Source organism: Mesorhizobium sp. IMUNJ 23033 (assembly GCF_044778005.1).
Taxonomy (GTDB): Bacteria; Pseudomonadota; Alphaproteobacteria; order Rhizobiales; family Rhizobiaceae; genus Mesorhizobium; species Mesorhizobium amorphae_A.
This window is the reverse complement of sequence record NZ_JBJACT010000030.1, coordinates 1-19,406: the sequence shown is the minus strand read 5'-3', so window position 1 is coordinate 19,406 and position 19,406 is coordinate 1. Positions and strand designations below refer to the sequence as shown.

Below are 19,406 nucleotides of genomic sequence, written 5' to 3'. Positions count from 1 at the left end.
CTTTGATCGGGCGGCCAGAGCCTTGCTCTGACCACTCGGTCCTTACTGGTTGAGCACGGCCTTGTCCGGATTCGGCGGAAACGCCGGATCGGTCTTCTGGCCGCGCAGCAGCTCTTCGGCATAGATCAGCTGCAAATCGTCCTTCGGATCCGGCGGCACATAGGCAGCCGAGCCGGAGCCGGTCGAACCCTCATCGGCGCCCTTGATATGGCCCTTGAGATCCGATTCGCCGCGCGTCAGGTCCCTGCCCTGCAGATCCGGCGGCAGCGGCTGCTCGACCTTGATGTCGGGCGTGATGCCCTTGCCCTGGATCGACTTGCCGGACGGCGTGTAATAGAGCGCCGTCGTCAGGCGCAGCGCGCCGTTCTCGCCGAGCGGGATGATGGTCTGCACCGAACCCTTGCCGAAGGACTGGGTGCCGACCACCGTGGCGCGGCGCAGATCCTGCAGCGCCCCGGCGACAATTTCCGAGGCGCTCGCCGAACCGCCATTGACCAGCACGATCAGCGGCTTGCCCTTGATGTCGTCGCCCGGACGGGCGTCGAAGCGGGTGACGTCCTTCGGATCGCGGCCGCGCGTCGAGACGATCTCGCCACGGTCGAGGAAGGCGTCGGACACGCTCACCGCCTGGTCGAGCAGGCCGCCAGGATTGAGGCGCAGATCGAGCACAAAGCCCTTGAGCTTGTCGTTCGGCACCTGCTTCTTGATGCTGTCGATGGCGTTCTCGAGGTCGTCATAGGTCTTTTCGGTGAACGACGTGATCTTCATGTAGCCGATGTCGTTCTCGACCCGGAACTTGACCGCCTTGACCTTGATGATGTCGCGCACGACGGTCAGCTCGATCGGCTTGTCGGCGCCCTGGCGCAGGATGGTGAGCTTGATCGGCGTGTTGACCGGCCCGCGCATCTTCTCGACGGCGTCGTTGAGGGTCAGGCCGCGCACCTCATCGCCATCGATCTTGGCGATGTAGTCGCCGGCAAGCACGCCCGCCTTGGCGGCCGGCGTATCGTCGATCGGCGTGATCACCTTAACCAGGTCGTTTTCCATGGTGACTTCGATGCCGAGGCCGCCGAATTCGCCCTTGGTCTGCACGCGCATGTCCTGCGCCTGCTCGGCATTCATGTAGGAGGAGTGCGGATCAAGCGAGGTCAGCATGCCGTTGATGGCGTTTTCGACCAGCGACTTGTCGTCCGGCGGCGTCACATACTGCGCCCGGACGCGCTCGAAGATGTCGCCGAAGATGGCCAGCTGCTTGTAGGTCTCGGAGCCCGCAGCGTTCGCCGTCGAGCCGGGTGCGCCGTAGACCAGGCTCATCGCTGATGCGCCCATCAGCGCACCGGCAAACAGAAGCGACAGTTTCCGCATCATTTCACGTCCTTCCAGAAAAACGGTCCGCCCACCATGGGGCCGGATCGACGGGTTTTCCATCCTTGCGGAACTCGACGTAGAGCTCCGGCGTGGCATTTCCATTCTTCGAGGCCGAGGTGCTCGCCACCCGGGCCTCTCCCATCGCGCCGACCGGCTCTCCTGCGAGCACCGGCTGGCCAGTCGCGACGCTGATTCTGCTCATCCCCGCCAGGACGACATGATAGCCGTCGCCTGCGTTCAGGATCAAGAGTTGACCATAGGAGCGAAAAGGCCCCGCATAAAGCACATTTCCATCCGCCGGCGCGGTGACGATGGCGCCCGATTGTGTCGCAACCATGTCACCAAGCATCACCGCGCCGTTACCGTCATCGGTGCCGAAACGCTGTTTTATCTTGCCGATGACCGGCAGCGCGATCTGCCCCTGAAGCGCCGAAAACGGCGCTGAAGCGGTCAGCCGGTTACCTTCGGGCACCGGCAGTGCAGCCAGTTCCGTCTGCGCCGGAGCCCCTGCTTGTGCGGGAACCTCTTGCGCCGGAGCCGTGTCGCCGTCGGCCGATTTCTGCTCGCCGGCCTTGGTCTGGTCCGCCGCCTTGCGCGCCTTGTCGGCCTCGAGCGAGGCGATCAGCTCCTTCAGGCTGCCGGCCTTGGCCGCCAGTGCCTCGGAGCGCTGCTTTTCCGCCGCCAGCGCCGTTTGCGTGTCGGCTTCGAGCCTCTGTTTGGCTTCAAGCAGCATGGTGAGCCGCTTCTTTTCCGCCGTCTGCTCGCCGACCGCTTCCGTCAGCCTGGCGCGCTCGGCCTCGATCGAGGCCGTCACCCGTGTCTGTTCCTTGAGGTCGGCCAGCAATATATCGGTCTGCTGGCGCAGTTCCGGCACCACGGCGCCCAAGAGGATGGCGCTGCGCACCGACGACAGCGCGTCTTCCGGCTTGACCAGGATTGCCGGCGGCGGATTGAGCCCCATGCGCTGCAGCGCGCCGAGCACCTCAGCCAGCACGTCGCGCCTTGCGTTGAGCGAGGCGCGGATCTTCTGCTCCTCGCCCTTCAGCCCCTCCAGCTTGGCGCCGATGTCCTCGATGTCCTGGCCTAGCTTCTGCTCGGTCATCGCCGACTGGATCAGCGCCGCGGTGATCGAGGCATGATCCTTCTTGACCGCCGCTATGTCGGCCGCAAGCTTGGCCAGCCGCTCGGAAGACAGCGTGATCTCCTTCGAGACCTGCTCGTATTCGGCGCGGCTCTTGTCCGGATCGGGCGCCAGGTCGAGCGTGTTCTCGGCCCTGGCGGCACCGAGTAACAGCACGAACGCCGCCGCCGCAATGCCGCAGCCGCGCAGAATGCTCGCTCTGGTTCGTCCAAATTCAGACATTGAAGCCCGACTCTATGCGTGGCTTCGTTAACGAACAATCAACCATGTTCGATAGGTTTGCCAATGGCGTACACTCTGCCGCTGCATTGGGGCGGAAATCCGGGCGGGCGGGCGCCGATGCACAGGATTCGGCCTGGTCTAGGAGCGATGATAGGGATGTCCCGAAAGGATGGTGGCGATCCTGTAGAGCTGTTCGCCCAGCATCACCCTCACCAGCTGATGCGGCCAGGTCAGCGCGCCGAACGACACCACCAGATCGGCCTGGTCGCGCAGCGACTGGTCGTGGCCGTCGGCGCCGCCGATGGCGATGACCAGCGCCTTGCGGCCGCTGTCGCGCAGCAGGCCGATGCGGCCGGCGAAATCCTCGGAGGAAAAGCTTTTGCCGCGTTCGTCGAGCAGGATCAGCGCGGTGCCTTGCTGCAGCTGCGTCTGCAGCTTCTGGCCTTCTTCGCGCCGCCGCTCATTGGCGGTCTGGGCGCGGCCTTCGGCAATCTCGACAACGCCTGAGAATTCGAGCCCGACCGGGGGACCGCTCTTGGCGAAGCGCTCGAAATAACGGTCGGCGAGCAGCTTCTCGGGGCCGGCTTTCATCCGGCCCACGGCATGAACCGTAATCTTCATCCCTGCCTCGAAGAGCCGTCGATGCATGCTGAGCGGCATGCATCAAAACAGATGCGGCTCAGTGGAGCGTCTCTTCCTCGAGGTCCGGCGCCTGCCACATCTTTTCGAGATTGTAGAATTCGCGGACTTCGGGGCGGAAGACATGGACGATGATGTCGCCCGAATCGATCAGGACCCAGTCGGCACCGGCCAGCCCCTCGACGCGCGCCATGCCGAGGCCGGCATCCTTGAGCGCCTTGAGGAGGTGATCGGCGACAGCCGAGACATGACGGTGCGATCGGCCCGACGCGACAACCATATAGTCGCCGAGGCTCGATTTCCCCTGAATGTCGATTGAGACGATGTTTTCGGCCTTGGAGTCTTCCAGACTGGCAAGGACTGTCTTGATGGCGCGGGACACGGCGTCGTTTACGCTGATCCCGGCCGGCGAAGGCACGATGTCGGCCTTCTTCCGCAGTGCTGTTCTCAGTGTATTTCCTTTCGCAGCAAGAACAACCAAATCACCCGCCAAATCAGGTGACACCACTTAGATAGGCAGAGTTCCGTTGCAGTTTCAAGACGTGGGTCGCGGCCGCCGCCAACGCGATGCTCTGCGTTTGGTTCCAAATGCCTGCAAATATCGGAACTTTGGGCTCATTGGCGGGTTTATCGGCTTTCCCCCCAAAATCGGATTTCCCAGAATGCCTATCGATCCTCAGAACACGCTCCTCACCGTGCAGGCGGGCCTTGCCCAACTCAGCACCCTGATCGTCTCCTACTCATTCTCCGCCATCGGCGCCGTCATCCTGCTCGTTGTCGGCTATATCGTGGCCGGCCTCGCCGAGCGCTCGATCTCCGCCGGCCTGAAACACATCCATGGCTTCGACGCGACGCTGCGCCATTTCTTCTCAAAGATCGTCCGCTACGCCATCCTGATCCTCGTCGTCATCATGGTGCTCGGCCAGTTCGGCGTGCAGACCGCCTCGATCATCGCCGCCGTCGGCGCCATCGGTCTCGCCATTGGCCTGGCGCTGCAGGGCACGCTGCAGAACATCGCGGCCGGCATCATGCTGCTGGCGCTCAGGCCGTTCCGTATCGGTGAATATGTCGAGGTCGGTGCCATTTCAGGCACCGTCGAGGAGGTCGGCCTGTTCGCCACCAGGTTGCGGACGGTCGACGGCGTGTATGTGCTGGCGCCCAACTCGACCCTCTGGAACCAGCCCGTCCGCAATTTTACCCGCAACGGCGTCCGCCGTGGCGACATCACGCTGACCATCGGCTCGTGGAACGACATCGATTTCGCGCAAAAGACGATGCTCAGTGTCGCGGCCGCCGAACGGCGCGTCAGGCGGGAACCGGCGCCGATCGCCTTCGTCTCGACCGTCGGCGACACCAGCGTCGCCGTTTCCTTGCGCTACTGGACCTCGGCGGCGGATTTCTTCGCCACCCAGATCGATCTCACCAAGCGCATCAAGCAGGCCTTCGATGCCGAAGGGCTTTCGGTTCCCGCGCCGCCGCCGGACGCGCAGCGGCTGGAACCCTCCAGCACCCGGCAATAGCGAGGCACCTTCAGCTGTCGCGCTGCTGATCCGGTGCGAAGGCAAGCTCCACCGGCAACGGCGCCTGCGCGCTCATCGGCGCGAAGCTGCCGGTCTCGGCCGTCGGCACCGGCTGCGTTGTCAGCACCCGCCACAGCACGAACAGGCAGAAGGCCGAGGCGATGACGATCGCCACGTAGATGAAGGCCTGTGTGCCATAGAGGGCGGAAAGCCCGGTCACGATGCCCGGCACGACGAAGCCCGACAGCGACCAGGCAAACAAAAGCGAACTCGACAGCGCCACCATGTCGTTCTTGCTGGCGCGGTCGGCAGCATGCGCGCTGGCCAGCGAATAGATCGATTCCGAGGCGCCGTCCCACACGATGTAGATCACCACCAGCGCCGCCAGTGCGCCGCCATCGAAGCCGATGGCAAGCATGCCCGCCGCCACCGCCAGCGCGGAGGCGGCGATCAGCACATAGCGCCGGTCGGTGCGGTCGGAGATCCAGCCGAGCGGTATTTGCAGGATCAGCGTGCCGAGCGGCATCGCCGCCAGGAGCAAGGCCACATCGGCCTGGCTGTACCCCTCGGCGGTGGCATGGATCGGCGCAAAGCCCGAAATCGCCATCGACAGGCCGCCGACGGCAAGCATGCCGGCGACACCGACCGGCGAGATCCGCCAGGCACGGCCGAGCGCCACCGACGCGGCCTGTGGCGCTGGCGGCTGGGCAAGCCGCGTCATGCCGACCGGCAGGATCGACAGAGCGGTAAACGCGATGCCGATCAGCGGCGCGGCCGCGGTCTGGATATCGATCGCCGCCAGCGTGGCATAGCCGACGCCGAGCCCGGCGACATAGGCGACGTAGAACACCGCCATGACGCGTCCGCGTATAGCGTTGGCGACGGCATCGTTCAGCCAGCTCTGGGCGACGATGAACAGGCCGCAGATGGAAAAGCCGTAGAGCGCACGCGCCGCGATCCACAGCAGCGGGTAGGTCCCGGCGCCAATGGCGGCATTGGACAGCGCAATCAGCGCCGACAGCACCATGAACGCGCGCGCATGCCCGACCCTGCGCACCAGCGGACCGGTCAGGATGCAGCCGGCAAGGCCGCCTGCGGAAAGGCCGGTGATGATCAGCCCAGCCCAGGTCGGATCGAACCCCTCGACGCCAAGGCGGACCGGGATATAGGCGAACATCAACCCGTTGCCGACCGCGATCAGCGCCATCGACAGCACGACGCTGGCAATGGCGATCACCGGCGCCGGCGGGTTGCCATCTTCCGAACCGGTTTCGAATTGATTCTTCTTTGAAATCGCCATGTCCGGTCAGGATCGCCTACCAAACGAACAAACGCAGCCGCAAATGCGACATGGCCGGGCGGCCTGGCTCAGTCTTTTGCAGCCTTGCGAATGGCGCTTGACGACAGCGACGAGCGCGGGCCGTGGATGAAGGTCCAGGCCGGCGCCTTCATGCGGGCGAGGCGTGGCGCGTCGCCCTCGTCGACGCGGGCATAGTCGAAGGTCTTGGCAACCACCGACGACAGGAAGGAGAGCGTCGCCCCTGGCCGGTCGATGACGGCGATCGGGAAGGTCATGACGATCTGGCGCCAGCGCTGCCAGCGGTGGAAGTCGCGCAAGCTATCGGCGCCCATGATCCAGACGAAGTCGACGCCGGGATTGCGCGCCTTGACCAGCGCCAGCGTGTCGGCGGTGAAACGGACATAGTGTGCCGCCTCGAAGGCGGAGACCTTGATCTTCGGGTTCTTGGCGATCTGCTCGGACTGCTGCAGGCGCTCGCTGAGCGGCGCCAGTTCCCGCGTGCTCTTCAGCGGATTGCCTGGCGTCACCATCCACCACAGTTGGTCGAGCGCCAGCCGTCTCAGTGCGATCTCGGCGACCAGCGCGTGACCTGCATGCGGCGGGTTGAACGAGCCGCCGAACAGCCCGACGGCAAGGCCTTTGCCGGCGTGCGGCATGTGGAGGTAGTGGGAGGGGACGGCGGAGTCAGAAGGGGACAGCATGGTGCTAGGCACCCCCCTCTGTCCTGCCGGACATCTCCCCCTCAAGGGGGGAGATTGGCAGTTTCACCGACGGGAGAAATTCTGCAACGCTGGTAGTTGTCGAAACCGGAAAGGACAGTCGATCTCCCCCCTTGAGGGGGAGATGTCCGGCAGGACAGAGGCGGGTGGCTGGGCGCAACCTTCAAGCCCTTGGGACGAAAAACGTCACGGCCTCACCTGGCCAGACCCGCGCACGCGGTATTTGAACGAGGTCAGCTGTTCGACCCCGACCGGGCCGCGCGCGTGCATCTTGCCGGTGGCGATGCCGATCTCCGCACCCATGCCGAACTCGCCGCCATCGGCGAACTGGGTCGAGGCATTGTGCAGGAGGATCGCCGAATCGATCTCGTTGAAGAATTTTTCGACCGCCTTGGCGTCCTCGGCGACGATGGCTTCGGTGTGATGCGAGGAAAAGGTCTCGATATGCTCGACCGCGCCGGCAACGCCGTCGACCAGTTTTACCGCAAGGATGGCATCGAGATATTCGGTCATCCAGTCGGCTTCGGTCGCCGGTTTGGCGTCGAAGAACAGCTTCAGCACCTCTTGATCGGCATGGATCTCGCAGCCGGCCGCACGCAGCGCGTCGAGGATCGGCACGAGATGCGTGGACGCCACGGCACGGTCGACCAGCAGCGTCTCGGCGGCGCCACAGACGCCGGTGCGCCGCATCTTGGCGTTGACGGCGATCCTGATCGCCATGTCGAGATCGGCCGAGCGGTCGATATAGAGATGGCAGATGCCTTCGAGATGCGCGAAGACCGGCACACGCGCCTCGCTCTGCACGCGCCCGACCAGGCTTTTTCCGCCGCGCGGAATGATCACATCGAGATTGCCGGAAAGCCCCTTCAGCATCTCGCCGACGGCGGCGCGGTCGGTGGTCGGCACCAGCTGGATGGCATCTTCCGGCAGGCCGGCGGCCTTCAGCCCCTCGACCAGGCAGGCGTGGATGGCGGCCGAGGAATTCAGCGAATCCGAGCCGCCGCGCAGGATGACCGGATTGCCGGCCTTGAGGCAGAGCGCGCCGGCATCCGCCGTCACGTTCGGCCGGCTCTCATAGATGACGCCAACGACGCCGAGCGGCGTGCGCACCCGTTCGATCTGCAGGCTGTTCGGCCGGTCCCAGGCGGCGATGACGTCGCCGACGGGATCCTTAAGTTCGGCGATCTCGCGAATACCATCGGCCATCGCGCGGATGCGCGCCGGATCGAGCTTCAGCCGCTCCATGAAGGAGCCGGAAAGCCCGGACTCGTGGCCGCTCGAGATGTCGAGGGCGTTGGCGTCGAGTATCTCCCGCTCACGGGCGATGATCGCCTCGGCCATGGCCAGCAGCGCGGCATTCTTGGCGGCGGTGGTCGCGATAGCCAGCGGTCGGGCGGCAGCGCGCGCCTTGCGGCCTATCCGTGCCATCAAACTGGCTACATCTTCGCCTTGGTGTTTGTTCAGCATTTGACCGCTCCAGTGAAGCTTCGTGGATTTACACGCGGCCGGCCTTCGCGGCAATGGCTACTGCGACGACAAGATCGAACCCGGCGAGAGCCCCGACGGCAAGGCCATGACTATGGTAGGTACGATGGTGTCCCTCGCGCTCGCCGAGCGCTATTGCGGCGCGCCACCGACACCGCTTTCCCAGATCTTTGTCGTTGTAGAGGAGGGCCACGGATGTGGCCGCGTGCTCGGCTTGAGGCGGAATTTAAGAAAAAGATGGAAGAGGAAAAAGGCGCGGAAGCAATGACGACCGACGCGCTCATCCGCGACATCGTCTTCGGCGACGAGAAGGATGTTCCCCAAGCCGAAATGGATCGACGTGCCAAGGCAGCCATCGAAGCGGAGTTGGGAGGTTGCAGCGAGCTTCTGAAAATGCAGCAGGCGTTTCAGGGTCGTTATCGCAACCCACCCAAATGGCCGCGTGAACCTGACAAGTAGCGCGCCCTCAATCGCGGGACCGCATCTCAGTCGGCGCCGCCGCTCACCACAAGGTCGTCGCGGTGGATCATCGCCGAGCGGGCCTCATAGCCGAGCACCGTTTCGATCTCGGCCGTCTTCAGGCCTGCGATCCTTACGGCATCGGCGGCATCATAGGCAACCAGCCCGCGCGCGATCTCGCGGCCCTCTGGCGACAAGATTGCCACTGTGTCGCCGCGCGAGAAATTGCCGCTGACCAATTTGACGCCGGCCGGCAGCAGCGACTTGCCCGACAAGAGCGCACCGATGGCGCCGGCATCGACGGTGAGCCGGCCCGCCGGTTCGAGCTGGCCGGCGATCCAGGTCTTGTAGCCCTTGACCGGGTTGGCGCTCGGCCGGAAGAAGGTGGCCCGCTCGCCGCGCTCGATTGCCATCAGCGGCGACAGCCGCGTGCCTGATGTGATGACCATGGCCGTGCCGGCGGCGGTGGCGATCTTGCCGGCGTCGAGTTTTGTCCGCATGCCGCCGCGCGAAAGTTCGGAGGCAGCCGCACCGGCCATCGCTTCGATATCGGGCGTGATGCGGTCGACCACCGGAATGAATTTTGCGCCTGGGTCTCTGGCCGGCGGCGCCGTGTAGAGCCCGTCGATATCGGAGAGCAGCACCAGCAGATCGGCGCCCATCATGGTGGCGACGCGCGCGGCCAGCCGGTCGTTGTCGCCATAGCGGATCTCGGAGGTCGCCACCGTGTCGTTCTCGTTGATGACCGGCACCGCCTTCATCTTGAGCAGCGTCGAGATCGTCGCCCGTGCGTTGAGGTAGCGGCGGCGCTCCTCGGTGTCGCCGAGCGTCAAAAGGATCTGGCCTGATTTCAGGCCGCCCTTGCCAAGCGCATCCGACCAGGCGCCGGCCAGCGCGATCTGGCCGACGGCGGCGGCGGCCTGGCTCTCCTCGAGCTTCAGCGCCCTTTTTCCCAGGCCTAAAATGGTGCGGCCGAGCGCGATGGCGCCGGACGACACGACCATCACCTCGGCGCCGCCATTGGCCAGCACGGCGATGTCGTCGGCCAGCGAATCCAGCCAGTCGCGCTTCAGCCCCGTCGTCCTGTCGACGAGCAATGCCGAGCCGATCTTGACGGTGATACGCCGGTATTTCTTCAACGACTGCATGGTCATTGCCAGCGCGTGCCAACCGGAACGACGACCTTGTCGCGCGCCTCGGCAACAACGGCCATCAGCGCCCGTTGCACCGCCTCGACGCCTTCGCCGGTGACGGCCGAAAGCAGCATCGGCGCGCGGCCGGCGGCGCGTTTCAGCGAAGCCGCCTTCTTCTTGCGCTCATCGGCATCGAGAATGTCAACTTGGGACAGCGCCAGGATCTCGACCTTCTCGATCAGCCCGTTGCCATAGGCATCAAGCTCAGCGCGTACCGTCTTGTAGGCCTTGCCCGGATTTTCCTCTTGCGCGGAGACCAGATGCAGCAGCACCCGCGTGCGCTCGACATGGCCCAAAAAGCGGTCGCCGATGCCAACGCCCTCATGTGCGCCTTCGATCAGGCCGGGAATGTCGGCGATGACGAATTCGCGGCCGTCGATGCGGGCGACGCCGAGGCCGGGATGCAGCGTGGTGAAGGGATAGTCGGCGATCTTCGGCTTGGCCGCGGTGACCGCCGCCAGGAAGGTCGACTTGCCGGCATTGGGCAGGCCAACCAGGCCGGCGTCGGCGATCAGTTTCAGCCGCAGCCAGATGTTCATCTCCTCGCCCGGCAGGCCGGGATTGGCGCGGCGCGGCGCCTGGTTGGTCGAGGTCTTGAAATGCTGGTTGCCGAAGCCGCCATTGCCGCCCTTGGCCAGCAGGAAGCGCTGACCGACCACGGTGAGGTCGCAGATCAGCGTCTCGTTGTCCTCTTCGAAAACCTGGGTTCCGGCCGGCACTTTCAGCGTCACGTCGGCGCCCTTGGCGCCGGTCATGTTGCGGCCCATGCCATGCGTGCCGGTCTTGGCCTTGAAATGCTGCTGGTAGCGATAGTCGATCAGCGTGTTCAGCCCGTCGACCGCCTCCAGCCAGACATCACCGCCGCGGCCGCCATCGCCGCCATCCGGCCCGCCGAACTCGATGAATTTTTCGCGCCGGAACGACACCGAACCGGCACCGCCGTCGCCGGAGCGGATGTAAACCTTGGCTTGATCGAGAAATTTCATCGGATTTTCGGGTTTCTGCTAGTGGGCTTGCGCGATTGCTCTAAACCAAGGCGAGGCGAAGGGCGAGGCCGTTCTGCGAAGGATTGCGCCGACGCCGGCTTTTGCTGAGGCGCGGGACGCGGTAGCACTGTGAGCCTGCACGTGCCCCGGCGAAGGTCGATTTCGGCTTTCGGGTCAGGACGCCGGGCTGGGGAATGCTGGCATGAAGCTTGTGACCTACAACATCCAGTACGGCATCGGGCTCGACGGCCACTACGATGTCGGCCGCATTGCCGACGCCGTGCGCGGCGCCGACGTGATCGCGCTGCAAGAGGTTACCCGCAACAACCCCAGGAACGGCAACCACGACATGGTGGCCGAACTCTGCGACGCGCTGCCCGATTACTTTGCCGCCTATGGCAGCAATTTCGAGGTCAATGTCGGCTCTCACCTGGAAGCCGGCCGCGCTATCACCACGACGTTCCAGCTCGGCAACATGGTGCTGTCGAAAACGCCCATTCATCTGTCGCGCAACCTCCTTTTGCCGCGCAGCCGCAGCCTGGAAGCGATGAACTTCCAACGCGGCGCGCTGGAAGCGCTGATCGAAACGCCGCTCGGCTTCATCCGCTTCTATTCCACCCATCTCGACCATCGCAGCCCGGTTGAACGCCAGGGCCAGATCCGCTTCCTGCGCCAGCGCCTGCTGAACTATGCGCTGGAAGGCGGCGGCCTGTCCGGCATTCCCGAGATCGGTCTGCCCGACCTGCCCTATCCGGAAGCCTTCATCGTCATGGGCGACTTCAATATGCTGCCCGGATCGCCCGAATATGTCGAACTGGTCGGCCGCCCGGATCATGAGTTCGGCATGCCGCTGACCGCCGACCTCGCCGTCGACGCCGCCCAGCGCCTCGACACGCCCGATCTGGTCACCTGGGTCGATCCCAAGCGGCCCGACGATGCGGGCCGCCACAAACGCATCGACTATGTCTTCACCTCAGCCTCGCTCGCCGGAACACTGAAGCGCCTGTGGGTCGACCGGCAGGCGGTCGGCTCGGACCATCTGCCGGTTTGGGTCGAAACGGCTTGACCTCAAACCTCTGCTTCGAGCCTACGCGCCGAGCGTCGAGATTCAGGTCAGGCCGCGCCGAGAATGGTGGTTTCCGAGAACCGGAGCGGAGCGTACTTAAAGTACGTGAGCACCGGAAGCGGAGGAAACCGCCATTCGCAGGCCGGCCTCACCTGAATATCGACACACCTAAAAGTGCACCCAGTTCCTGAGGCTCGTCCAGGTCTTCCTGTCGAGCCGGTAGCGCTCGACCGGCACCTGGCCGGCGACGATCGAGTTCAACATGCCCTGCCCGGCATACTGGAACCCGCATTTGTGGATGACCCGGCGTGAGGCCGGGTTGATGACCCTGGTCGAAGCATGCAGCACCTGGGTCGACGTCCTCTGGAAGGCGAGGTCGACCAGCGCGTGCGCGGCCTCCGTCGCATAGCCGCGCTTCCAGTAGGGTTCGCCGATCCAGTAGCCGAGCTCCAGCCCGCGATCGGTGGTGTTGAGGCCGGCGCAGCCGACGAAAGTGTCGGTGCCGGCCAGCGTCAGCGCATAGACGATGCCGGCGCGGCGCGCTGCCGTCATGGCGAGGAAGGCGCGGGCCTCGGCCTCGCCATAGGGATGCGGCATGCGGGCCAGCATTTCGGCGATGTGGCGGTTGTCCGCGAGCGCCACCAGCTGCCCGATATCGCCTTCGTGCGGGCGCCGCATGACCAGCCGCTCGGTGGCCAGCACCGGGCAATCTATCGCGTAACTTTCGTCGTCCGTGTCGTCCGCTTCGGCAACCATGTCAAAGTCCTCCAGGCGCAAGAAAAAAGGGGAGATGGAAACCCATCTCCCCTGATCCTTTTCCTGGCCTGGCCAGACACCGGTTCCCGAGATGGGCGCCGGTGTTGTGGTGCGGAACCGGCTACTCCGCTGCTTTGGAAATCGGGTTCACCGATACGTAGGTTCGGCCGTTGGCTTTCTTGTTGAAGGTGACTGCGCCAGCTTCCAGCGCAAAAAGGGTGTGGTCCGTGCCCATGCCGACATTGACGCCGGGATGCCACGAGGTGCCGCGTTGACGAATGATGATGTTGCCCGGAATCACGGCTTCGCCGCCGAACTTCTTCACGCCGAGACGCTTGGAATGCGAGTCGCGACCATTGCGCGACGAACCGCCAGCTTTCTTGTGTGCCATCTAACTAACTCCGATGCGCCCTGGGGGCGCTTGAATGGTCTTATGAACGCGTTCGCGTTCCGTTTCAAGTCCGATCCGGCGATCGTTTCGCCGGTTCGTTCCTACTTCTTCGCCAGCTCCTTGGCCTGCTCGCGCCAGTCCTTGATCTGGTCGGCGCTGAACGGCATGTGCTCGTCGATCTTGGCGACATCCTTGTCGGTCAGCTTGGCGAGCTGCGCGAAGGTGATGATGCCCTGCTCGGCGAGGTCCTTGGCCGCGACCGGGCCGATGCCCTTGATCACGGTCAGGTCGTCAGGCTCGCCCTTCGGCGCCTTGAACAGCGGCGCGGCGGCAGTGGTCTCGGCCTTGGCTTCTTCCTTCGGAGCAGCCTCAGCCTTGGCTTCCTTCTTGGCCTTGGCCTCCTTCGGCGCGGCCTCGGCCTTCGCCTCGACGGCAGCCTCTGCCTTGGCTTCCGGCTTCGCCGCGGCCTTCTTCGCCGGCTTGGCGCCGCCCAGCAGGATCTCGGCGATCCGGACGGTGGTCAGAAGCTGACGGTGGCCGATCTTGCGGCGCGAATTCTGCCGGCGGCGCTTCTTGAAAGCGATGACGGTGCGGTTCTTGCCCTGCTCGACGACTTCGGCGGTGACGGTGGCACCATCGACGAACGGCGCGCCAAAGGTAACGTTCTCGCCCTCGCCATGCGCCAGCACATTGCCGATCTCGACGATATCGCCGACCTGGGCTTCGAGTTTCTCGATCTTCAGGAGATCGTTGGCGGCAACGCGATACTGCTTGCCGCCCGTTTTGATGACTGCGAACATTTTTTGCCTTTCGCTGTTCGGTCGGCCTTGATGAACCGCTTCAGGCGGTTCGGCCGTCTTTTTGTCAGTCTGCGGGTTCAAAAAACAAGCGGCGCGGAAGACCCCTCCACGCCGATTGCGCGCTGTCCCTAACCGAAGGTTGGGCCGAAGTCAAGGCAAGTGGCTGTATCTCTGACCCGCCCGCCGCGCCATCACCGGTCGCCGCGCTGGTTGCTTCCGGCAAGGCGACGAGGACACCCGTGAAACACCCTGCCCGGAGGGGTTCGCGCCATCGCGACACGGCGGTGGTTCGCGAAGGCCGGAAATCAGGCTGATAGGGCCTTGTAACCTGCCCGCCCAGCCGTTATCTAGTGCGCCGCGCCGGCAACGGCGGACCATGACCGCGGAGAGGTGGCAGAGTGGTCGAATGCACCGCACTCGAAATGCGGCATGCTCGCAAGGGCATCGGGGGTTCGAATCCCTCCCTCTCCGCCAGATTTCTCTCCTAACAGATTGATTTTGTAGGATAGTTGTCCGCGTCCTTTGCCTCCTTCCCAATGCGTTTCCCAAGGAAAATGCACCCGAAGGAGACCTTGATTATGCACCGCTTTTCAGACCAGACCGAAAACCCGATCGTCGGGAGATTCTCTCGCCGTGCCTTGCTTGTCGGCGCAGTCGCCTCCGTTCCTGCCATTGCTTCGGCAGCGCCGCCGCCCGTCCTGGCGCTTCCCGAGCCGCGTGAATTACCTGTCCAGCGCGTCAATCGGCTCGCTGCGGAACTTGCCCACGCGATGGATGACTGGATGGCCGACATCAGCCACTCAGGCCATCCCCATGCCTTGTGGGAGGCGCATGTATGGCCGGCCTCAACTGGCCTCGGCATCTACTATAAAAACCACGATAGGGGCGTGTCATGAACGCCCACACGCCCATTCTGAAGCCCCTTGGCATGCCGAAGGGCATGGATCCGCGCGAGTGGCGCCAGTCGGTCGAGAAGCGCCTGAACGACCTCCTAGACCGCGCCATGAGCCTGATAACGGCGCTCGACTTGATGGAGGTCGATTGCGATCTGGAGGAGACGGCAGACGACGAGCCGTCCCTTGGATGGACGGAGCGGGGCGGACACGGTTCAGCGTCATACCTTGCGCCGAACCTTCCGGCCGGTGACGTGCTCGACCTCGAAATGGACAACTGCGACGACGAGGAAGGCGGCGACGCGGAACCGTGTCCGGACATCGCCGGCGAAACCGTCATGTGGCCGGACGATCTGAAGTCGCAGGAAATGCTGGTGTCGCTATGAGCCGGCGCGCACCTCTGACGATAGAGCCGAGCAACGACATGCTTCGGGATGATTCCTATACGCACCGACGACGAAGAGTTCATGCTCGTCGCTCCGTCGCATTACGACCCTGAGTACTATCCGCCGGGCTCTTGCATTCAATAGGTCCGACGCCGACCCATATTTGGCCCGCTGCCTCACGGTGGCGGGCTTTTCATTTGGCGGTGGGGACTAGCGGGATTAGCGGGCAAAATGCCGTCGCTTTCGAGTGTCAGCAGATGTGGTAAGGTTGATTGTCGGCGAGTAGCAGAGGTCCAGCAACAATGACTTTGAGACGAACCAGAGCTTACGGCACATCCGGCTTGGTTCTAGCGGTTTGCATTGTATTTGCTTGGCAGAACGCCGCTGCCGCTCAAAATTGCGACGCAGCCGCGACGCCTGGCGTCAATTGGCAGGACTGTGACAAAAAGCTTCTCATCCTAAAAGGACAGGACCTGAGCGGGGCGAACCTGATCGGTGTTGATTTCACTTCGACCGACCTCAGGAACAGCAATCTCCTTGCGGCAAATTTTGAGAAGGCAACGCTTGTGCGTGCTTCCCTGGCCGACTCGACCGCCAAAGGCGCCCGGTTCGACAAAATCGAGGCCTACAGGACCGACTTCAGCCATATGGACGCGCAGGGCGCTGTGTTTACGAGCGCGGAAGTGCAGCGCTCGAATTTCCAGGACGCCAATCTGACCAATGTTGATTTCACAAAGGCGGAATTGGGGCGAGCGCAGTTCCATGACGCCGATATCAGCGGCAGCCGCTTTTCGTTTGCCAATCTCGCGCGGGCGGACTTCCGAGGAGCGACGTTCACCGCGCCGATAGACTTTGACCGCGCTTTTTTCTTTCTGACCCGTATCGAGGGCCTCGATCTTTCCAATTCGGCGGGTCTATCCCAGTGGCAGCTCAACATGGCTTGCGGAGACGCCCGGACCGAGTTGCCTTCTGGCTTGACGAGGCCTGAAGATTGGCCCTGTAGCGAGCCATAGGCTCGGCGCCGTGTCGCTGCCGGGGCTGAAATCGTCAAGCGCGCCCTTGCGAGGGCGAAGCTTGCGCTGCATCCTTGGCGCGACGTGAGGGGGCGTCGAAGTATGGGCGAAAGGACAAGGATTGCGGCCGTCGCTGTCGTCGCGATCGGCCTTGTTTGGATGTTCAAGGGCCATGACAGGAGTCCGACGGGCAGCGCGAGCTCTACCAGTGGCGTTGTTGCTTCGGGCGTCAATGCCGGTGTCTACGGAGACTGCGCCAAGATCAACGCGAAAGCCGTGCTTGCTTCGTGGGATAACACGATAGACAGCATCAGGCGCAGCGACGCCACCGATTTCAGCGGACCTCAAATATTCGTACACGTCTCGACCGAAAGATGGGGGGATGCCGGCCACGAGGGGCGACTGAGCATCGCGATCGCTGCGTATTGCGATGCCGCTGACACGCATGGCAAGGGCGTAGCCATCATAAAGGGAAGCATTGACGAGAAACTCGGTGGCGTCGTTGACGGCAACTACACGAGCCCCTGACCTTTTGTTCACCTGGCCGCCGGGCGTCGAGTTCATCCCGAGAATGGCGGCGGCGCCGGGGTGAGGCTGCGGAAATGAAACAGCCAGCCAGCGCCTAGCGCCCGTGCTCTAAAAATGCCACCTATTCACAATCTGCCCGCGGCTACTCGGTACCGTTCGATAGCCTCCGAGTTCAGTAGCTCTTGTGCAATTGATAGAAGGACATAGTCGAGGTTGTTGCGTTTGTAGAGCGGATAGAATTCGTCAATTTTGTCGAGTGCGGCTGCTGCCACCGGGCTGCGCTTAAGGTAGCGATCCCCCTGAGCATGGATGTATCCAAGTCGATATGCCGCGTACTCGATGACGTCAAAACGGCTGAATGACTTGCCTTCACAACATCCGACACTGCATGCAAAATAATCGGCGAGGCTCCTATCTCTATCGTGAAAAGGATCCCCTCCCATGGTGAAGTCGATAGACGTAGTTTGGCTCATGATTATCGAGCTCAGGCCAATACTAGGGTGCTCGATTGGCGCTCCCTGAGCATCCACGGAGTGGACAATAGGCTTCAGTGGCCCAGCATGTCCGAACTGTGGGGTCTCCTCGCCTCCAAAAAGAATAGCGGTGATGTCGCCCGGCAAAGGATTCCATTCCAATCCATAAGCTTTGATAGTTGGGTCTCCAGATAGCCCAACATAGGCCCAGAATTCCTGAAGATTGTCGTGGATATCGCGAAGCCAGGCAGTAGCTGCTCGAACATTCGCGTCAGAAGCGCCAACAGGTACCAGTTTACGCAGATCATCAATGCGGCTTGCCAAGTTTTTAGCAAAGCGGGCGTTTTGCGTCGTCATTGGTAGGCCCTGCAACGTTTGAGTGCGCAGCCAGTTATAATCGGCATCCAGCTTTAAGAGGCAAGGCATTGATACGAGCCGAAAGGCGCTCTAGCTTGGGAGGCCTCGGTCGTGCCAAACATCCCTAGGCTCGAGGCTGGCTGTTGTGTACTGTGGTCGCATGATGAAAATGTGCTACGCATCCCTTGCCCTAGTTGTTTACCTGTTGATTGGGTGCGCCCCTTCTCAAGAGGAGATCGCCGCTAGTTGCAAGGATAGCGAGGATGTCCAGAAATGTGTTGAGCAGAATAAAGCTCAATTGGACAAGGACTTAAACGCAATTAGCCCTAAGCCGTGATTCGGGTCCCATCGTATGGCGAACTCGAAGGAAACGGGCCGCTGCATCTTTTGCGGCGGCAACGGCTTAACAAAGGAACATATCTGGCCGGATTGGCTTGCTGCGTACGCGCCAAAAATTGGTGATAGTTCCAAACACACCGCCAACTTCATGAAGTTCGACCAAGAGGGGCCGCCGCAAGAAGTGGACCGGCGCGTCAACGTCAAGCAGGGCGACCCGAGGTCGAAGAAACTCAGATGCGTCTGCCGAAACTGCAACGGCGGCTGGATGAGTAGGCTGCAAAGCCTGGTCAAGCCTGTCTTGTTGGATCTCGTTTTGGGAAACTCGCTAGGCGAATCGGCGGCAGGCGTTCGTCGTGTGCTGACGCCCGAGGAGCAGCATCTGCTGTCGAAATGGGCAGTAATGTTTACTATGGTCGCCGAGCACTTGGACTACAAGACAATAGCGGTGCCAACTGAGCAGCGTCGCGCTTTTGCCGAGACGCAATGCATCCCTGAGAACTGGCGGGTTTGGATCGGCAGGTACCAGGGTTGGAGATGGCATGGCAATCTGATCCACCGAGCGGCGGCAGTCACGCAACCGGGCGACGCTGCTGCGCGGATGAACCTGCAGACCAGTGCTTTTGCGGTGGGTAAGCTATTCTTACTCACATGGAACACCACAGTTTCAGGTCTCGATCTGATCGACTTCATCCCGCCTCGCAAGGCCGCTTTGGAAGCAATCTGGCCTAGCGGAGGAGCCCCTTGCTCCCAACCCACAAGGATAATCTTCGACTTCAGGTTTGAACGCAACGCCAGCCTCTTTTTTGAATATCTCGGCCTTGATGTGCCGCTCGCAACCCAACTGCCCCATCAACAATTTGCTTCCTCAGCAGTAGTCCGTCCCCGCGACTGACTTGAGATGCATCAACCGGACTAGTGGCGATCGAAAGTCGGCTTCCAGCCGCGATTCCGCGCCCGCTGCTGGCCTTCGTAGTCAGGAATGCATGTGAAAAACACCGGGCTGCGGTGGCGGCCCTCTGCCTTGCATTTCGAGCAGCCGAAGAGCCCGACCAAATCCTGATGCATCGAGCCGTGATCGGCGCCGAGCCTGTCAATCAGTGCTTGGACATCTAGCTTTGTCGATCTGCCGCACATCGGATGCGCGCAATTGACATAGAGGGTTTCGTTGGCGGCTAAGGTGTCGGCAAGAGTCTTTTGGGGCATGGCGATCTCCGTTGAAAGGGGTTCGCCGCAATTGGAGGATTATATTCCTAATTATATACTTGACGTACCAGACGCAATTTGCGATAACAAACCCAAGGAGTTACCGCAATGTTCGATCTGACCGCCGAGATTTACCACGACGCCGACAAGGCCCGCGAACATTTGGAAG

Annotated in this window: 22 protein-coding genes and 1 tRNA gene; 9 read left to right on the top strand and 14 right to left on the bottom strand. The window is 62.7% G+C overall.

Annotated features, from left to right (window positions below):
• Positions 1–42 precede the first annotated feature (42 nt).
• From ACFX5Q_RS26865 to rsfS, 4 genes are all read right to left on the bottom strand, one after another.
• Positions 43–1,368: a S41 family peptidase gene (locus ACFX5Q_RS26865; RefSeq protein WP_192181996.1), complete on the bottom strand. Its 1,326-nt coding sequence runs from the start codon at positions 1,366–1,368 to the stop codon at positions 43–45.
• A gap of 1 nt (position 1,369) precedes the next feature.
• Positions 1,370–2,731, bottom strand: coding sequence for a murein hydrolase activator EnvC family protein (locus tag ACFX5Q_RS26860; RefSeq protein ID WP_404282863.1), 1,362 nt, complete (start codon positions 2,729–2,731; stop codon positions 1,370–1,372).
• 138 nt (positions 2,732–2,869) lie between these two features.
• Positions 2,870–3,352, bottom strand: coding sequence for a 23S rRNA (pseudouridine(1915)-N(3))-methyltransferase RlmH (gene rlmH / locus ACFX5Q_RS26855; protein ID WP_404282862.1), 483 nt, complete (start codon positions 3,350–3,352; stop codon positions 2,870–2,872).
• A gap of 58 nt (positions 3,353–3,410) precedes the next feature.
• Positions 3,411–3,788, bottom strand: a complete 378-nt coding sequence (rsfS, locus tag ACFX5Q_RS26850) for a ribosome silencing factor (RefSeq protein ID WP_006206388.1) — start codon at positions 3,786–3,788, stop codon at positions 3,411–3,413.
• A 244-nt stretch (positions 3,789–4,032) separates the two neighbouring features.
• On the opposite strand from rsfS, the gene ACFX5Q_RS26845 reads away from it, so the two are divergent.
• Positions 4,033–4,890, top strand: coding sequence for a mechanosensitive ion channel family protein (locus ACFX5Q_RS26845; RefSeq protein ID WP_404282859.1), 858 nt, complete (start codon positions 4,033–4,035; stop codon positions 4,888–4,890).
• A gap of 10 nt (positions 4,891–4,900) precedes the next feature.
• Here ACFX5Q_RS26845 and ACFX5Q_RS26840 read toward each other — a convergent pair whose 3' ends face one another.
• The 3 genes from ACFX5Q_RS26840 to ACFX5Q_RS26830 all read right to left on the bottom strand — a co-directional run bounded on the left by ACFX5Q_RS26840 (position 4,901) and on the right by ACFX5Q_RS26830 (position 8,376).
• Positions 4,901–6,190, bottom strand: coding sequence for an MFS transporter (locus ACFX5Q_RS26840; RefSeq protein ID WP_404282858.1), 1,290 nt, complete (start codon positions 6,188–6,190; stop codon positions 4,901–4,903).
• A gap of 68 nt (positions 6,191–6,258) precedes the next feature.
• Complete coding sequence (locus ACFX5Q_RS26835; protein ID WP_404282985.1) at positions 6,259–6,846, bottom strand: nicotinate-nucleotide adenylyltransferase; 588 nt, start codon at positions 6,844–6,846, stop codon at positions 6,259–6,261.
• Between the two features lie 249 nt (positions 6,847–7,095).
• Positions 7,096–8,376, bottom strand: coding sequence for a glutamate-5-semialdehyde dehydrogenase (locus ACFX5Q_RS26830; protein WP_404282857.1), 1,281 nt, complete (start codon positions 8,374–8,376; stop codon positions 7,096–7,098).
• Between the two features lie 213 nt (positions 8,377–8,589).
• On the opposite strand from ACFX5Q_RS26830, the gene ACFX5Q_RS26825 reads away from it, so the two are divergent.
• A complete protein-coding gene (locus ACFX5Q_RS26825; protein WP_404282855.1) occupies positions 8,590–8,853 on the top strand; it encodes a hypothetical protein in 264 nt (87 codons plus the stop codon).
• A gap of 26 nt (positions 8,854–8,879) precedes the next feature.
• Here ACFX5Q_RS26825 and proB read toward each other — a convergent pair whose 3' ends face one another.
• Positions 8,880–10,001: a glutamate 5-kinase gene (gene proB / locus ACFX5Q_RS26820; RefSeq protein ID WP_404282853.1), complete on the bottom strand. Its 1,122-nt coding sequence runs from the start codon at positions 9,999–10,001 to the stop codon at positions 8,880–8,882.
• Between the two features lie 2 nt (positions 10,002–10,003).
• Positions 10,004–11,032: a GTPase ObgE gene (gene obgE / locus ACFX5Q_RS26815; protein ID WP_006206379.1), complete on the bottom strand. Its 1,029-nt coding sequence runs from the start codon at positions 11,030–11,032 to the stop codon at positions 10,004–10,006.
• 202 nt (positions 11,033–11,234) lie between these two features.
• Here obgE and ACFX5Q_RS26810 point away from each other — a divergent pair, with 202 nt between their 5' ends.
• Positions 11,235–12,098, top strand: coding sequence for an endonuclease/exonuclease/phosphatase family protein (locus tag ACFX5Q_RS26810; RefSeq protein ID WP_404282852.1), 864 nt, complete (start codon positions 11,235–11,237; stop codon positions 12,096–12,098).
• A gap of 168 nt (positions 12,099–12,266) precedes the next feature.
• On the opposite strand, the gene ACFX5Q_RS26805 is transcribed toward ACFX5Q_RS26810, so the two are convergent.
• From ACFX5Q_RS26805 to ACFX5Q_RS26795, 3 genes are all read right to left on the bottom strand, one after another.
• The gene (locus ACFX5Q_RS26805; RefSeq protein WP_404282851.1) at positions 12,267–12,854 is read right to left on the bottom strand and encodes a GNAT family N-acetyltransferase; all 588 of its coding nucleotides are present in this window, start codon (positions 12,852–12,854) and stop codon (positions 12,267–12,269) included.
• 121 nt (positions 12,855–12,975) lie between these two features.
• A complete protein-coding gene (gene rpmA, locus ACFX5Q_RS26800; RefSeq protein ID WP_006206376.1) occupies positions 12,976–13,245 on the bottom strand; it encodes a 50S ribosomal protein L27 in 270 nt (89 codons plus the stop codon).
• A gap of 101 nt (positions 13,246–13,346) precedes the next feature.
• Entirely contained in the window at positions 13,347–14,045 is a 699-nt protein-coding gene (locus ACFX5Q_RS26795; protein ID WP_404282848.1) for a 50S ribosomal protein L21, read from the bottom strand.
• A 384-nt stretch (positions 14,046–14,429) separates the two neighbouring features.
• Between ACFX5Q_RS26795 and ACFX5Q_RS26790 the strand changes: the two genes are divergently transcribed.
• The 5 genes from ACFX5Q_RS26790 (at position 14,430) to ACFX5Q_RS26770 (ending at position 16,865) form a co-directional block, all read left to right on the top strand.
• Positions 14,430–14,519, top strand: a tRNA-Ser gene (locus tag ACFX5Q_RS26790).
• 80 nt (positions 14,520–14,599) lie between these two features.
• Positions 14,600–14,941, top strand: a complete 342-nt coding sequence (locus ACFX5Q_RS26785; RefSeq protein WP_404282846.1) for a hypothetical protein — start codon at positions 14,600–14,602, stop codon at positions 14,939–14,941.
• Positions 14,938–15,324, top strand: a complete 387-nt coding sequence (locus ACFX5Q_RS26780; RefSeq protein ID WP_404282844.1) for a hypothetical protein — start codon at positions 14,938–14,940, stop codon at positions 15,322–15,324. Before ACFX5Q_RS26785 ends, ACFX5Q_RS26780 begins: the two co-directional genes overlap by 4 nt.
• Positions 15,325–15,626: 302 nt before the next feature.
• Positions 15,627–16,337, top strand: coding sequence for a pentapeptide repeat-containing protein (locus ACFX5Q_RS26775; protein ID WP_192182180.1), 711 nt, complete (start codon positions 15,627–15,629; stop codon positions 16,335–16,337).
• A gap of 102 nt (positions 16,338–16,439) precedes the next feature.
• Positions 16,440–16,865, top strand: a complete 426-nt coding sequence (locus ACFX5Q_RS26770) for a hypothetical protein (RefSeq protein ID WP_404282842.1) — start codon at positions 16,440–16,442, stop codon at positions 16,863–16,865.
• A 125-nt stretch (positions 16,866–16,990) separates the two neighbouring features.
• Here ACFX5Q_RS26770 and ACFX5Q_RS26765 read toward each other — a convergent pair whose 3' ends face one another.
• Entirely contained in the window at positions 16,991–17,695 is a 705-nt protein-coding gene (locus ACFX5Q_RS26765) for a hypothetical protein (protein WP_404282841.1), read from the bottom strand.
• 352 nt (positions 17,696–18,047) lie between these two features.
• Between ACFX5Q_RS26765 and ACFX5Q_RS26760 the strand changes: the two genes are divergently transcribed.
• Positions 18,048–18,926, top strand: coding sequence for a hypothetical protein (locus ACFX5Q_RS26760; protein ID WP_404282839.1), 879 nt, complete (start codon positions 18,048–18,050; stop codon positions 18,924–18,926).
• A gap of 20 nt (positions 18,927–18,946) precedes the next feature.
• On the opposite strand, the gene ACFX5Q_RS26755 is transcribed toward ACFX5Q_RS26760, so the two are convergent.
• Positions 18,947–19,237: a hypothetical protein gene (locus ACFX5Q_RS26755; RefSeq protein WP_404282837.1), complete on the bottom strand. Its 291-nt coding sequence runs from the start codon at positions 19,235–19,237 to the stop codon at positions 18,947–18,949.
• Between the last annotated feature and the right edge of the window lie 169 nt (positions 19,238–19,406).

Coding starts and splice junctions, on each gene's coding strand:
- obgE (WP_006206379.1), bottom strand. CDS start 11,032: ATGAAATTTCTCGATCAAGCCAAGGTTTACATCCGCTCCGGCGACGGC.
- rlmH (WP_404282862.1), bottom strand. CDS start 3,352: ATGAAGATTACGGTTCATGCCGTGGGCCGGATGAAAGCCGGCCCCGAG.
- ACFX5Q_RS26810 (WP_404282852.1), top strand. CDS start 11,235: ATGAAGCTTGTGACCTACAACATCCAGTACGGCATCGGGCTCGACGGC.
- ACFX5Q_RS26840 (WP_404282858.1), bottom strand. CDS start 6,190: ATGGCGATTTCAAAGAAGAATCAATTCGAAACCGGTTCGGAAGATGGC.
- proB (WP_404282853.1), bottom strand. CDS start 10,001: ATGCAGTCGTTGAAGAAATACCGGCGTATCACCGTCAAGATCGGCTCG.
- ACFX5Q_RS26780 (WP_404282844.1), top strand. CDS start 14,938: ATGAACGCCCACACGCCCATTCTGAAGCCCCTTGGCATGCCGAAGGGC.
- ACFX5Q_RS26765 (WP_404282841.1), bottom strand. CDS start 17,695: ATGACGACGCAAAACGCCCGCTTTGCTAAAAACTTGGCAAGCCGCATT.
- ACFX5Q_RS26865 (WP_192181996.1), bottom strand. CDS start 1,368: ATGATGCGGAAACTGTCGCTTCTGTTTGCCGGTGCGCTGATGGGCGCA.
- ACFX5Q_RS26825 (WP_404282855.1), top strand. CDS start 8,590: ATGTGGCCGCGTGCTCGGCTTGAGGCGGAATTTAAGAAAAAGATGGAA.
- ACFX5Q_RS26835 (WP_404282985.1), bottom strand. CDS start 6,846: ATGCCGCACGCCGGCAAAGGCCTTGCCGTCGGGCTGTTCGGCGGCTCG.
- ACFX5Q_RS26770 (WP_404282842.1), top strand. CDS start 16,440: ATGGGCGAAAGGACAAGGATTGCGGCCGTCGCTGTCGTCGCGATCGGC.
- ACFX5Q_RS26785 (WP_404282846.1), top strand. CDS start 14,600: ATGCACCCGAAGGAGACCTTGATTATGCACCGCTTTTCAGACCAGACC.
- ACFX5Q_RS26775 (WP_192182180.1), top strand. CDS start 15,627: ATGACTTTGAGACGAACCAGAGCTTACGGCACATCCGGCTTGGTTCTA.
- ACFX5Q_RS26795 (WP_404282848.1), bottom strand. CDS start 14,045: ATGTTCGCAGTCATCAAAACGGGCGGCAAGCAGTATCGCGTTGCCGCC.
- rpmA (WP_006206376.1), bottom strand. CDS start 13,245: ATGGCACACAAGAAAGCTGGCGGTTCGTCGCGCAATGGTCGCGACTCG.
- ACFX5Q_RS26860 (WP_404282863.1), bottom strand. CDS start 2,731: ATGTCTGAATTTGGACGAACCAGAGCGAGCATTCTGCGCGGCTGCGGC.
- ACFX5Q_RS26755 (WP_404282837.1), bottom strand. CDS start 19,237: ATGCCCCAAAAGACTCTTGCCGACACCTTAGCCGCCAACGAAACCCTC.
- ACFX5Q_RS26830 (WP_404282857.1), bottom strand. CDS start 8,376: ATGCTGAACAAACACCAAGGCGAAGATGTAGCCAGTTTGATGGCACGG.
- ACFX5Q_RS26760 (WP_404282839.1), top strand. CDS start 18,048: ATGGCGAACTCGAAGGAAACGGGCCGCTGCATCTTTTGCGGCGGCAAC.
- ACFX5Q_RS26805 (WP_404282851.1), bottom strand. CDS start 12,854: ATGGTTGCCGAAGCGGACGACACGGACGACGAAAGTTACGCGATAGAT.
- ACFX5Q_RS26845 (WP_404282859.1), top strand. CDS start 4,033: ATGCCTATCGATCCTCAGAACACGCTCCTCACCGTGCAGGCGGGCCTT.